Annotated in this window: 12 protein-coding genes; 3 read left to right on the forward strand and 9 right to left on the reverse strand. The window is 71.3% G+C overall.

Going from position 1 to position 13,133, the window contains the following annotated elements:
- Window positions 1-202: 202 nt before the first annotated feature.
- The 5 genes from cysN to ACTVAJ_RS01235 all read right to left on the reverse strand — a co-directional run bounded on the left by cysN (window position 203) and on the right by ACTVAJ_RS01235 (window position 6,061).
- Complete coding sequence (cysN, locus tag ACTVAJ_RS01215; RefSeq protein WP_470386121.1) at window positions 203-1,471, reverse strand: sulfate adenylyltransferase subunit CysN; 1,269 nt, start codon at window positions 1,469-1,471, stop codon at window positions 203-205.
- Window positions 1,472-1,520: 49 nt separating this feature from the next.
- Complete coding sequence (cysD, locus tag ACTVAJ_RS01220) at window positions 1,521-2,453, reverse strand: sulfate adenylyltransferase subunit CysD (RefSeq protein ID WP_470386122.1); 933 nt, start codon at window positions 2,451-2,453, stop codon at window positions 1,521-1,523.
- Window positions 2,454-2,504: 51 nt separating this feature from the next.
- Window positions 2,505-3,296 carry a 3'(2'),5'-bisphosphate nucleotidase CysQ gene (locus ACTVAJ_RS01225; protein ID WP_470386123.1) on the reverse strand — a complete coding sequence of 264 codons (792 nt, stop codon included), beginning with the start codon at window positions 3,294-3,296 and terminating at the stop codon, window positions 2,505-2,507.
- A gap of 3 nt (window positions 3,297-3,299) precedes the next feature.
- Entirely contained in the window at window positions 3,300-4,763 is a 1,464-nt protein-coding gene (locus tag ACTVAJ_RS01230; protein WP_470386241.1) for a sugar transferase, read from the reverse strand.
- Window positions 4,764-5,068: 305 nt separating this feature from the next.
- A complete protein-coding gene (locus ACTVAJ_RS01235) occupies window positions 5,069-6,061 on the reverse strand; it encodes a DsbA family oxidoreductase (RefSeq protein WP_470386124.1) in 993 nt (330 codons plus the stop codon).
- A gap of 67 nt (window positions 6,062-6,128) precedes the next feature.
- Between ACTVAJ_RS01235 and ACTVAJ_RS01240 the strand changes: the two genes are divergently transcribed.
- Window positions 6,129-6,686: a TetR/AcrR family transcriptional regulator gene (locus ACTVAJ_RS01240; protein ID WP_470386125.1), complete on the forward strand. Its 558-nt coding sequence runs from the start codon at window positions 6,129-6,131 to the stop codon at window positions 6,684-6,686.
- A 72-nt stretch (window positions 6,687-6,758) separates the two neighbouring features.
- Here ACTVAJ_RS01240 and pth read toward each other — a convergent pair whose 3' ends face one another.
- From pth to glmU, 4 genes are all read right to left on the reverse strand, one after another.
- On the reverse strand, window positions 6,759-7,385 hold the full coding sequence (gene pth, locus ACTVAJ_RS01245) for an aminoacyl-tRNA hydrolase (RefSeq protein ID WP_470386126.1): 627 nt from the start codon (window positions 7,383-7,385) through the stop codon (window positions 6,759-6,761).
- Window positions 7,386-7,471: 86 nt separating this feature from the next.
- Complete coding sequence (locus tag ACTVAJ_RS01250; protein WP_470386127.1) at window positions 7,472-8,065, reverse strand: 50S ribosomal protein L25/general stress protein Ctc; 594 nt, start codon at window positions 8,063-8,065, stop codon at window positions 7,472-7,474.
- 423 nt (window positions 8,066-8,488) lie between these two features.
- Window positions 8,489-9,457 carry a ribose-phosphate diphosphokinase gene (locus ACTVAJ_RS01255; protein WP_470386128.1) on the reverse strand — a complete coding sequence of 323 codons (969 nt, stop codon included), beginning with the start codon at window positions 9,455-9,457 and terminating at the stop codon, window positions 8,489-8,491.
- A 17-nt stretch (window positions 9,458-9,474) separates the two neighbouring features.
- Window positions 9,475-10,941, reverse strand: coding sequence for a bifunctional UDP-N-acetylglucosamine diphosphorylase/glucosamine-1-phosphate N-acetyltransferase GlmU (gene glmU / locus ACTVAJ_RS01260; RefSeq protein ID WP_470386129.1), 1,467 nt, complete (start codon window positions 10,939-10,941; stop codon window positions 9,475-9,477).
- Window positions 10,942-11,458: 517 nt separating this feature from the next.
- Between glmU and ACTVAJ_RS01265 the strand changes: the two genes are divergently transcribed.
- Complete coding sequence (locus ACTVAJ_RS01265; protein WP_470386130.1) at window positions 11,459-12,415, forward strand: acyl-CoA desaturase; 957 nt, start codon at window positions 11,459-11,461, stop codon at window positions 12,413-12,415.
- 14 nt (window positions 12,416-12,429) lie between these two features.
- Window positions 12,430-13,086 (forward strand): TetR family transcriptional regulator, encoded by a 657-nt coding sequence (locus ACTVAJ_RS01270; RefSeq protein ID WP_470386131.1) that lies wholly within the window; start codon window positions 12,430-12,432, stop codon window positions 13,084-13,086.
- The last annotated feature ends 47 nt before the right edge of the window (window positions 13,087-13,133 follow it).

The following is a 13,133-nucleotide window of genomic DNA, read 5'->3' on the forward strand; positions in this document are numbered from 1 at the left end:
GCCGAATGTAAACCTTGTGTTCATTGTGAACTTCTGAGTCCTCAGAGGTCACGGTGTCCGGATACCGGCATCCGGCACGCGCGGAGGGGCCGCCCGGAGGCGGCCCCGGTCACGGACTCCCTTCCGGAACGGTCGCCCCGGCAGGTGCGTCGTCGGGACGCCGACAGGGTGCCGCGGGACGGGCCCGGGAACGCACACCGCCCTAGTCGGCCTTGACGACCATCCCCGCGGCGACCGTGGCGTTGGTGGCCTCGTCGATGAGGATGAACCCGCCCGTCTGGCGGTTCTTGGCGTACTCGTCCACGAACAGGGGCTGGGTGGAGCGCAGACGCACCCGGCCGATCTCGTTGAGCGCCAGGTGGTCGGCCTCCTCGTCCCGGTGCAACGAGTTCACGTCGAGCCGGTAGCGCAGGTCCTTGACCACGACCTTCGCGGTGCGCGTCGTGTGCTTGACGATGAGCTTGGAGCGCGGGGTGAGCTTGCGCGCGTCCGTCATCCAGCACACCATCGCCTCGATGTCCTGCGACACCTTCGGCGTGTTGTTGGGACGGCAGATCATGTCGCCCCGCGAGATGTCGATCTCGTCCTCCAGGAGGAGGGTGACCGACATCGGCGAGTAGGCCTCGGCCACCTCGCCGTCGGCGGTCATGATCCTGGACACACGCGTGCTCAGCCCCGAGGGCAGGTGGGTGACCTCGTCGCCCGGCTTGAGCACGCCGCCCGCGAGCTGGCCCGCGTAGCCCCGGTAGTCGTGCAGCTCGGGGTCGTCGGACTTGTGCGGCCGGATGACGTACTGCACCGGGAAGCGCGCGTCGATCAGGTTGCGGTCCGAGGCGATGTGCACGTTCTCCAGGTGGTGGAGCAGGGAGGGCCCGGTGTACCAGGGCATGTTCTCCGAGCGGCTCACCACGTTGTCGCCGTGCAGCGCCGACAGCGGCACGAAGGTGAGGTCGCACACGTCGAGCTTGCTCGCGAAGTCGGCGAACTCCGCCTTGATCTCCTCGAAGCGGTCCTGGGAGTAGTCCACCAGGTCCATCTTGTTCACCGCCAGCACCAGGTGCGGGACCTGGAGCAGGGAGGTGAGGAAGGCGTGGCGGCGGCTCTGCTCCTGAAGGCCCTTGCGGGCGTCCACGAGGATGATCGCCAGGTCGGCGGTGGAGGCGCCGGTGACCATGTTCCGGGTGTACTGGATGTGGCCCGGGGTGTCCGCGATGATGAAGGTGCGCTTGGGCGTGGCGAAGTAGCGGTAGGCCACGTCGATGGTGATGCCCTGTTCCCGCTCGGCGCGCAGGCCGTCGGTGAGCAGCGCCAGGTTGGTCTGCTCCTCGCCGCGGGCGGCGCTGGTGCGCTCGACCGCGTCGAGCTGGTCCTCGAAGATCGACTTGGAGTCGTACAGCAGTCGGCCGATCAGGGTGCTCTTGCCGTCGTCGACGGAGCCCGCCGTGGCGAACCGCAGGATGTCGTTGCTCATGCTTGCCTGGTCCAGGGTCGAAGGGGTGGGAGCGTGCGGCGCGGCCCGACTAGAAGTAGCCCTCGCGCTTGCGGTCCTCCATGGCGGCTTCGCTGGCACGGTCGTCGGCCCGGGTCTGTCCGCGCTCGGTGATCCGGGTCGCGGCGATCTCGGCGATGATGTCGTCCAGCTCCACCGCCGTGGACTTGACCGCACCCGTGCAGGTCAGGTCGCCGACGGTGCGGTAGCGCACGGTCTCGGCGAAGACGGTCTCGGTCTCGTCGCGCTGGATGATGGGCGAGTCGGCCAACAGGATGCCGTCACGCTCGAAGACCCGGCGCTCGTGCGCGAAGTAGATGGAGGGCAGCTCCAGCCGCTCGCGCTGGATGTAGCTCCACACGTCCAACTCGGTCCAGTTGGAGATCGGGAAGACCCGGATGTGCTCGCCGCGCTCGATGCGGGTGTTGAACACGCTCCACAGCTCGGGGCGCTGGTTCTTGGGGTCCCACTGCCCGAACTCGTCGCGGAAGGAGAACACCCGCTCCTTGGCGCGGGCCTTCTCCTCGTCGCGGCGGGCGCCGCCGAAGGCCGCGTCGAAGCCGTGGTCCTCGATGGCCTCCAGCAGTGCGGAGGTCTGGAGCCGGTTGCGGCTGGCCCAGCGCCCGGTGGGTTCGGCGACCTTGCCCGCGTCGATCTGCTCCTGGACGGAGGCCACGACCAGCCGGACGCCCGCCTCGGCGACGCGGCGGTCGCGGAACTCGATCACCTCGTCGAAGTTGTGGCCGGTGTCCACGTGCATCACGGGGAAGGGGATGGCGCCCGGCCAGAAGGCCTTCTCCGCGAGGCGGAGCATGACGATGGAGTCCTTGCCGCCGGAGAAGAGCAGCACCGGCCGCTCGAACTCCGCGGCCACCTCGCGCATGATGAAGATCGCCTCGGCCTCCAGCACGTCGAGCTGGGAGAGCTGGTAGCGCCCGGGCGCCTGCTGACTGGACTGACCCATGAATCCGCCTTTGTGATACCGACACGGCCGACGGCGGAGGGCCCCCTTCGGTCAGCCCCCCGCGTGCGGCCCCGCGCTGTCCAGGTCCGCACCGTCGCGGATGCTTGCCAACAACATACCCGACAATTCCGATCGACATACAAGGACATCGGGGAGTAGCGGATCGGCCACGTTGTAGCGCAACGGCGAACCGTCGATCCGCGACGTGTGCAGGCCCGCGGCGCGCGCGACCGCGACGGGCGCGGCGCTGTCCCACTCGTACTGGCCGCCCGCGTGCACGTAGATGTCGGCGATGCCCAGCAGGACGGCGCAGATCTTCGCCCCCGCCGACCCCATGGGGATCACCTCGGCGCCGAGCTGGTTGGCCATGCGCTGCACGAAGGCGGGCGGCCGCGACCGGCTCGCGGTGATGCGCAGGCGCTGGTCTCCGGGGCGCTCGCTCGGCAGCCACGGCGGGTCGACCGTGGAGACGGTGCTGCCCTGGGCGGGAAGGGCGACGGCGCCCGCGACGAGGTCGCCGTTCTCCCACAGGGCCACGTGCACGGCCCAGTCGGTGCGGCCCGCCTCGGCGAACTCCCGGGTGCCGTCCAGCGGGTCGATGATCCAGACGCGCCGGGCCCGCAGCCGTGACAGGTCGTCCGCGCCCTCCTCGGAGAGCACCGCGTCGCTGGGACGCAGCCGCCCGAGGGCGGAGAAGAGGAACTCGTGGGAGGTCCTGTCCCCCAGGGTCCGCAGCACGTCGGGCTCGGCGAACCCGTGCCGGGCGCGCAGCCGCAGCAGGAGCTGGCCCGCCTCGGTCGCCAGGTCCCGGGCCACCTCATGATCGTTTCTGATGCTCTTCACCGGCTAGTAAGCTCCCGCCCCACGGATCACCGCTGACCACGTCTTCCACAGGATCTGGATGTCCAACGTCAGCGACCAGTTTTCCACGTACCTCAGGTCCAGGCGGACCGATTCCTCCCAGGAGAGATCGGATCGGCCGCTGACCTGCCACAGACCCGTCATGCCCGGCTTGACCACGAGCCGGCGTCGGACGTCGTGCCCGTACTGGGCGACCTCCTCCGGCAGCGGCGGCCTGGGGCCGACAAGCGACATCTCCCCCCGGACCACGTTGACGAGCTGGGGAAGCTCGTCGAGCGAGTACCGGCGCAGCCATGCCCCCACGGGCGTCACCCTGGGGTCGCGACGCATCTTGAACAGCACCCCGTCGTGCTCGTTGCGGGGCCTGAGCATCTTCTTCAGAGCGTCGGCCCCGACCACCATGGTACGGAACTTGTACACGGTGAACTCGACGCCACCCCTGCCGACCCGCGTCTGGGTGAACAGGGCGGGCCCGCCGCCCTCGGAACGGATGAGCACGGTCAGCACCAGGAACAACGGGGAGAGGAGGGCCAGCGCGAGGGCAGCGGCGCAGCGGTCGAAGGCCCCCTTGAGCAGACGGCGCCCTCCCTCCAGCTCGGGGTGCTCCACGTGCAGGAGGGGAAGCCCGGCGACCGGGCGGATGGAGGTGCGCGGACCGGCGACCTCCATGAGCGCGGAGGCGACGATGAGGTCGGTGCCGTTCTTCTCCAGCGCCCACGCCAGCCGGCGCAGCTCGACGCCGTCCATCTCGGGGCAGGCCAGCACGGCCACGGTGTCGGCCCCGACGAGGCTGGCGGCCTCCGCGGCCTCGGCGAAGGTACCCAGGACCGGGCAGCCCTCCACGGTGTCGGGGCCGCTCCCCCGCGCGCCGGTCTCCTCGGGGGGCAGGCACACCCCGACCACCCGCATGCCGTGGTAGATCTCCCCGCGGAAGCGGCGGATGAGGTCGCGGGCGGCGCAGCGGTAGCCGACGACCACCACCCCGCTCATGCACCGGCCGGAGCGGCGGCTCCGGTGCAGGGCCTTGCGGCGCGCGTAGTGCAGGGCCAGGCTCGACGCGACGACGAGCGGCGGGACCGCGAGGGCGTACCAGCGCGACAGGTCGAAGGCGACCGCGTAGGCGCTGATCGCCAGGGAGGCGGCCAGGAACACCCCGGCGACGGCGATCCGGCGGTACTCCTCGGTCCCGATCCCGAGGAAGCGGCGCTCGTAGCCGCCGCCCAGCCAGACGAAGACCACCCACACCACCGGGAGCAGCAGGGAGAGCTGGAGGTAGGGGACGGCCTCCGGCACCCGCACGGAGTCCTGGAACCGGACGGCGGTTCCGCCGAGGGCCGGCACGGTGGCGGCGACCAGGTCGAGTGCGACCAGCCCCGCCACGTACGGACGCGTCCACGACCGGCCGCGCGCCTCGGTGTCGAGTCCCTCCGCGCCGGTCGGCCGGGCGATCCGATCCTGGGCGGGCTCCACCCCGCTGGTTGTGACCACACTTCCCCCCAAGGGCACTACGCGTCCTGAGAACCTCACCATGAGTCACCACACCTGGCGCCTCGGGGCCCATGCGAAAGGGTGGGTGCGGGGTGTGGGGTCGGGCGGCGGACATGGACCGTCGACCCGAACAGTAACCAAAAGTAGTGGAGAAGTCGCGTGACGTGTCGGCTTGTTGGTGAAGCTGGTCCGGGTCGTCCCAAGAACGTGTCTTGGTCGAGACCGAAACCTCCCGCCCCGGGCGGCGGCCCGCGGCGGGAGGCCCGTCAGGACACGGCGTACTCGGGGGTCAGGGCAGCGGCCAACCGCAGGTGCGGCCCGGCCAGCTCCCGCTCCCCCTGCCGTTGGAGCACGCGCCCCAGGAGCAGGTGGGCGTAGCCGTCGTCGGGCGCCTCCGCCACGAGCTCCTCCAGGACGCCGCGGGCGCTCACCAGCGCCGCCGCCCGGTAGTGGCAGCGCGCCGCGAGCAGTCGGAGGCCGCGGTCCCGCCCGTGCTCGGCCATGAGCGGCCGGAGCAGGGTGAGCGCGCCCAGCGGGTCGGCCGCCGCGAGCAGCGACTCGGCCTGGCGGAGCCGTTCGACCTCCGGAGGCAGGGACCGGCCCCGGCTCCGCTCCGCCTCCGCCGCGTCGGCGGCGAACTCCAGGACGGCGTCGCCCTCCTGGGCCCCGGCCAGGGCCCGGCCGCCCACGACGAAGCTCGGGGAGGTGCGCACGCCGACGGCCCGGCCGCGCAGGACGAGCTCGCGGACCTCCTCCTCCCCCGCCCCGTCGCGCAGGAGGGCCCCTCCCTCGGGGAACCCGGCGTCGCGGGCGATCCGGTCGAGCGTGCCGGGCGCGCCGATGTCCTCGGCGGCCACGAAGTGGGCGTGGAGCAGGCCCTCCACCACCGCGTCCTGGAGCCCGGCCCCGCCGTGTTCCAGGGCGAGCCACGCCAGTCGGTGCGCGTTCTGGCTGCTGACGCGCCAGGCCGCGCCCCACCGCGGACCGAGCCCCTCGTCCGCCGCGATCGCACCGACCCGCACCCGGTTCTGCGCCGGGGTCAGGTCGGGCGCGCAGGCCCGCAGCGCGGTGTCCACGAGGGGGTCGCGCAGCAGCTCGGCCAGGGGCTCGGCCTCGGCGGGGGCCGTCGGGTCGATGCGGTAGGGGCGCCAGACCACCTCGACGGTCTCCCCGTCCCAGGTGTCGAGGGCGCGTTCGAGCCGCCGTTTGCCGATGTAGGCCCAGGGGCAGACGACGTCCGCCCAGATCTCGATCCTCATGGAGCCAAGATAAACAACACCCGTTGTTTAAGCAACATGCGTCGGTTATCTGGCGTAGGCTGGTGCCGTGAACCCAGACGACCCCCGCGTCCAACGCACCCGCGACCGCCTGCGCGCCGCCCTGCGGAGCCTGGCCGCCGAGCACGACCTGAACACGCTCACCATCGCGGCCGTCGCCCGGCGGGCCGGGATCAACCGGGCCACCGTGTACCAGCACTATCCGGACCTGGACGCCCTCGTGGCCGACACCATGGAGGGCGCCGTCGCCCACGTCGCGCGCTGCACCGCGCTGTGCCCGCTCGACGTCCCCGCCGACCGGCCGCCCGGACCGCTGGTGGACCTGTTCGCACACGTGGCGCAGGACGCCGTCCTCTACCGCCGCATGCTCTCGGACCAGGGCAGCGCCCGGTTCTCCCACCTGCTCCGCGAACGGCTGGCCCAGGTGCTCGCCGCGCGGTTCGCGGAGGGGGCCCGGCCGCCCGGCTTCGACGACGTCCCGGTGCGCACCCACGCCGCCTACCTGGCGGGCGCGCTCGTCGGGGTGATCGCGGACGCGGCGGCTCCGGCGGACGGGAGGGGAGCCGAGGCGACCGCGGGTGCCACGTGGCGGCTGCTGCGCGGCTGAGCGGGTCGCCCGGCGCCTCCGGCGCGGCCGGTTCCCGGCCGCCGCCGGGAACCCGTCGACGCCCGGGCGGGCTCAGACCGCCGTGTGGAAGATGTTCTGCGCCCGTTCCAGGCCGTCCCTGATGATCGTCCGGACGGCGTCGGCGGCGCGCTCGACGTTGAGGTCGAGCTCTCCCCGTTCGGTGGAGGAGAAGTCGCGCAGGACGTAGGACGCGGCGTCCATCCGGCCGGGCGGGCGGCCCACGCCGAAGCGGACCCGGACGTAGTCGGGACCGGACAGGGAGGCCGTGATCGACTTCAGGCCGTTGTGGCCGCCCGAGCCGCCGCCCCGCTTGAGCTTGAGCGCGCAGAAGTCGATGTCCAGTTCGTCGTGCACGACGACGACGCGCTCCATGGGCACCTTGTAGAACTTCACCAGTCCGGCGACCGGTCCGCCGGAGAGGTTCATGAAGGACCGCGGCTTGGCCAGCACCACCGGGGCGCCCTCCAGCCTGGTCTCCACGACCTCGGCGTGCGCCTTGTGCGCCTTCCAGCGCTCGTTCTCGGCGGCCGCGAGCGCGTCCACCACCATGAAACCGGCGTTGTGGCGGTTGGCCGCGTACTTGGGGCCGGGGTTGCCCAGCCCGACGACCAGCCAGCGCTCAGCCTCAGCCATGTCCTCGTTCTTCCTGATACCCAGCATGCCCAACAGGTCCACCATGGGGCACGACCCTATCCGTACGCCGAACGCGCGGCCCCCCGCCGGGGAACCGCGCGTTCGGACGCGATGACTGTGCGGTGGACCGCCTACTCGGCGGCGGCCTCCTCGGCGCCTTCCCCGGCCTCGGCTCCGGCCCCCTCCTCCACCCGCGGGGCGGAGACGGTGAGCAGGATGGACTCGGGGTCGGTGACCAGGGTGGTGCCCGCGGGCAGCTTGAGGTCGGCGGCGGTCGGCGTGGCGCCGATCTCCAGGCCCTCGACGTCGAAGGTGACGCCCTCGGGGATGTGGGTGGCCTCGGCCTCGACCGTCACCTCGACGAGCTCCTGGTTGAGCACGCCCGGGGCCTTGACCTCACCGGTGAGCTCGACGTGGATGGCGACCTCGACCTTCTCGCCCTTGGCGACGACCAGCAGGTCGACGTGCTCCAGGAAGCCCTTGATGGCGTCGCGCTGGACGCTCTTGGGGAGGGCGAGGTTGTCCTGGTCCAGGCCGTCGAGACGGATCAGGACGTTGGGGGTCTTCAGGGCGAGCATGAGCTCGTGGCCCGGCAGGTTGAGGTGGCGGGGCTCGGTGCCGTGGCCGTAGAGGACGGCCGGCACCTTACCCGCGCGGCGGGCGCGCCGAGCGGCGCCCTTGCCGAATTCCGTGCGGGGCTCGGCAGCGATTCGTACCTCGGACACGACAAAACTCCTCGGGTTCAACCCCGCAGCACGGGGAACACGACTCCAGTAGTACGACGATTCCCGCACTGAGCGGGGAAAGCGGCGGGGTCACCCACGTGGGGACACGGCCGCCGTGGTTCCAGGCGTGCCCGGCGAGCTGCCACCGGACCCGCCCGGCCCGGGAACACTCGTCGCACACCCCTGCCCGCGCGATCCTGCGCAGCCGAAGGGGCTCCGCCTGGGCACGGGGACACTCGGTCAAGTCTACTGGCTTCACCGACGACTCCGTACACGGCCCGCTGGCGGACACCCCGCATTCACGGGTGCCCGCCAGCAGAGGAGCCGGGGAAGGCCAGCGGTCGGTAACGGCGGCGGGAGCCGGAGGCTCTCCGCCCCGGGCGGCGGGCGGCGACGGCCTCGGCCGAGGGCCCCGCGCCCGGGCTACTCGAACAGGCTCGTCACCGAACCGTCGGTGAACACCTCGCTGATGGCGCGGGCGATCAGCGGCGCGATCGACAGCTGGGTGAGCTTGTCGAACGAGCGCTCCTCCGGAACCGGAAGCGAGTTGGTGATGATCACCTCGGAGATCCGCGAGTTCTGGAGGCGCTCGGCCGCCGGACCGGACAGCACACCGTGCGTGGCGGCCACGATGACCTTCTCCGCACCGTTCTCGAACAGGGCCTCGGAGGCCTTCACGATGGTGCCGCCGGTGTCGATCATGTCGTCGACCAGCACGCACGTGCGGCCCTCGACCTGACCGACGACCTCGTGGACGCGCACCTGGTTGGCGACGTCCGGGTCGCGGCGCTTGTGGATGATCGCCAGCGGCGCGCCCAGGCGGTCGGCCCAGCGGTCGGCGGTGCGGACCCGGCCCGCGTCGGGCGAGACCACCGTGATCTCGGAGGACTCGACCTTGTCGCCCACGTAGTCGGCCAGGATCGGCAGGGCGAACAGGTGGTCCACCGGACCGTCGAAGAAGCCCTGGATCTGGTCGGTGTGCAGGTCGACCGCCATCATGCGGTTGGCGCCCGCGGTGCGGAACAGGTCCGTCATCAGGCGGGCCGAGATGGGCTCGCGGCCCCGGTGCTTCTTGTCCTGGCGGGCGTACCCGAGGAACGGCGTGACCACGGTGATCCGCTTGGCGGACGCGCGCTTGAGCGCGTCCACCATGATCAGCTGCTCCATGATCGACTCGTTGACCGGCGCCGAGTGGCACTGGAGGACGAACGCGTCACAGCCGCGGACGGACTCGAGGTAGCGGACGAAGATCTCACTGTTGGCGAAGGTGTCGAACCGGGTGGGGACCACGTCGATCCCCAGTTCCTTCGCGACCTCCTGCGCCAGTTCGGGGTGGGTCCGCCCCGAGAAGAGCATCAGCTGTTTCTGCCCGGTGGCCTTCATCCCGCTCACGTACTTCTCCCCCACGGTTACTGCTTATCGGAATTGTCTGCTCTGCGCTGACGGGCGCGCTCCGCGGCCTCCGCGGACGCGGTACCCGGGCGCTTGCGCTGGGTCCACCCCTCGACGTTGCGCTGGCGGTGCCCCTCGGAGACCGCCAGGGCACCCGGCGGAACGTCGTCCCGGACCACGGCCCCGGCCCCGGAGTAGGCGCCGTCGCCCACGTTCACGGGAGCGACGATGGTGTTGTCGCTGCCGATGCGCACGTGGTCGCCGATGGTGCTCCGGGACTTGTTGACCCCGTCGTAGTTGACGAACACGGTGGAGCAGCCGATGTTGCTGCCCTCGCCGATGTCGGCGTCTCCGACGTAGGTCAGGTGCGGGACCTTGGTGCCGGTGCCGACCGTCGAGTTCTTGACCTCGACGAAGGCACCGACCTTGGTCCGCTCGGCCAGGCGGGTGCCCGGCCGGAGGTAGGTGTAGGGGCCGACGTCGGCCCCGGAGCCGATCTCGGCCCGGTCCGCGGTGGTCTCGCGCACGGCCGCGCCCTCGCCGACGACGGTGTCCGTCAGCGTCGCGCCGGGGCCGACCACGGCGTCCTCGCCGACGACGGTCGCGCCGCGCAGCCGCGTGTTCGGCTCCAGCACGGCGTCGCGGCCGATCCGGACCTGGGCGTCGACCCAGGTGGAGGCGGGGTCGACGACCGTCACGCCGGAACGCATGTGCTCCTCGACCAGACGGCCGTTGAGGATGCGGCGCGCCTCGGACAGCTGGACCCGGTCGTTGACGCCCTGGACCTCGTGCCAGTCGCCGGCGGTCCAGGCACCGACCCGGTGCCCGTCCCCGCGCAGCAGGGCGACGGCGTCGGTGACGTACTCCTCGCCCTTGGCGTTGTCCGTGGACAGGCGTTGGACGACGGTGGACAGCAGGGCGCCGTCGAAGGCGTACATCCCGGAGTTGATCTCGTCGATCGCGTGCTGCTCGGGGGTGGCGTCGGCGTGCTCGACGATCCCCGTGAACGCGCCGTCGGCGGCGCGGACGATGCGCCCGTACCCGTGGGGGTCGGGGACGCGCGCGGAGAGCGCGGTGACGGCGTTGCCCTCCTTCTCGTGCGCGGCGACCAACTCGACGAGGGTCGATCCGCGCAGCAGGGGCGTGTCACCGCAGGTGAGGACGACCGTGCCGGTGAGCGTGACGCCCCGGCCCGCGAGGTCCTCGACCGCCATGCGCACGGCGTGTCCGGTGCCGTTCTGCTGCTCCTGGACGGCGGTGGTGGCCTCGGGGGCGACCTGCTCCAGGTGTTGGGCGACCCGCTCCCGCGCGTGACCGACGACGACCACGGTGTGCTCCGGGGCGAGGTCGCGGGCGGCGGCGAGCACGTGTCCGAGCATGCTGCGGCCGCTGATCTCGTGCAGAACCTTGGGAAGTTTGGACTTCATTCGGGTGCCCTCGCCCGCCGCGAGGACGATGACGGCAGCCGGGCGGTTCACGCTCACTGAAGGAGACCCCTCGTGAATAGCTGGCGGTTGAACTGTCGGCTCACCCCTCGGCGGCCCGACCCGCGTGCCGCACGGGCGGCCGTCGGATGATCCAGCGGCCGACATGGGAAGGATACATGCGCGTCACGGCCGCCTCACGGGGGCGTGGCACGAGGAGCTGCGCGATCCGCGCGGACGCGCTGGCGCCCGGGGGTCGCCGGGGCGCGCTCCCGAGGGGCGCGCGGCGCTCGGCCGGGCTTGGGACGGACTGCTCCCGGACCAGGGCTCGAACCTGGACGATGGGGACCAAAACCCCACATGCTGCCGATTACATCATCCGGGAACGCACCGGGCGTGATCCCTGCACACCCAGACGCTCGGCACCAACATAGCGCCTCCGTCGGGGGGCTTGCCAAACCTACGGGCTCGTAGGTTACGGTTACGTAGGAATAGGTTGGGCCGTCAGCGGGGGTGCCTCGTGCCTCTCGGACACCGCCCCGACTTCGACGACACTCCCTTGACGAGGTGTGCAGACATGACCGCAGCGCCAGAGGCACCGACCAGCGCCCCCAAACGTGAGGCGATCCCCGAGTACGAACCGGAACCGCGCGGCAAGGCCGAGCGCTACACCGTCTTCGCCTTCGTGTTCATCCCGCTGATCGCCCTGCTGGCCGCCGTGCCGTTCTTCTGGGGCTGGGGCCTGTCCCTCACCGACATCGCGATCGGCGCGGTCTTCTACGTGATCAGCGGGTTGGGGATCACGGTCGGCTTCCACCGCCACTTCACGCACGGCTCGTTCCGGGCCAACCGCCCCCTGCGCATCGCGCTGGCGGTCGCGGGCAGCATGGCGATCGAGGGCAGCGTCATCAAGTGGGTGGCCGACCACCGCCGCCACCACAAGTACGCGGACGCCGAGGGCGACCCGCACTCCCCGTGGCGCTTCGGCGACGACTGGAAGTCCGTCGCCAAGGGCCTGTACTACGCGCACATGGCGTGGATGTACCTGGACGAGAAGAAGACCTCGCCCCGCCGCTTCACCCCCGACCTGCTCAAGGACAAGGACGTCGTCCTCGTCGACAAGCTCTTCGTCCCGATCGTCCTCTTCTCCCTGGCCGCCCCGGCGCTCATCGGCGGCCTGGTCACCATGTCCTGGTGGGGCGCGGTCACCGCCTTCTTCTGGGCGAGCCTGGTGCGTGTCGCCCTGCTGCACCACGTCACCTGGTCGATCAACTCCATCTGCCACACCATCGGCGAGGAGAACTTCGAGGTCCGCGACCGCTCCCGCAACGTGTGGTGGCTGGCCATCCCGTCCTTCGGCGAGTCGTGGCACAACCTGCACCACGCCGACCCCACCTGCGCCCGCCACGGCGTGCTCAAGGGGCAGATCGACATCTCCGCCCGGATCATCTGGATCTTCGAGCGGTTCGGCTGGGCGACCAAGGTCCGCTGGCCGAACGCGGAACGACTCGCCGCCAAGCGGGTCAGCATCTAGGATCAGTAGCCATCATGGGAGCAGCCGACAGCCAGCAGGGGACCCGCGTGCGCCGCAAGCGCATGACGGGCAAGGAGCGTCGGCAACAGCTTGTGGAGATCGGCCGGGAGCTGTTCGCCGAGCGGGGGTTCGACGCGACCTCCGTCGAGGAGATCGCCGCGCGGGCCGGTGTGTCCAAGCCCGTGGTCTATGAGCACTTCGGCGGCAAGGAGGGCATCTACGCGGTCGTCGTCGACCGGGAGATGCGGGCCCTCCTGGACATGATGGGCGAGGCCCTCACCGCCGACCACGCGCGCGACAAGATCGAGCGTGCGGCGCTGGCGCTGCTGCGCTACGTGGAGGAGAACACCGTGGGCTTCCGGGTCCTGACCCGGGACTCGCACGTGGCCTCCGGGACGGGCAGCTTCGCCAGCCTGATCAACGACATCGCCAGCCAGGTCGAGCACATCATGGCCGACGAGTTCGCCGAACGCGGTTACGACCCGGCACTCGCCCCCATGTACGCGCAGGCCCTGGTGGGCATGTGGGCCCTGACCGGGCAGTGGTGGCTGGAGGTGCGCAAACCCAAGCGCGAGGTGGTCGCGGCGCACCTGGTCAACCTGGCCTGGAACGGGCTCGCCCGGCTGGAGTCCAGGCCGGGGCTGAACACGCGCGGACGCCGATCGGGCTGACGGCACCGACACCAGGTGGGGCGGGGTGGGACTGCCCGTCGAGGGCG

The sequence above is a fragment of the Nocardiopsis sp. KDC1DS13DA1 genome (assembly GCF_055632325.1).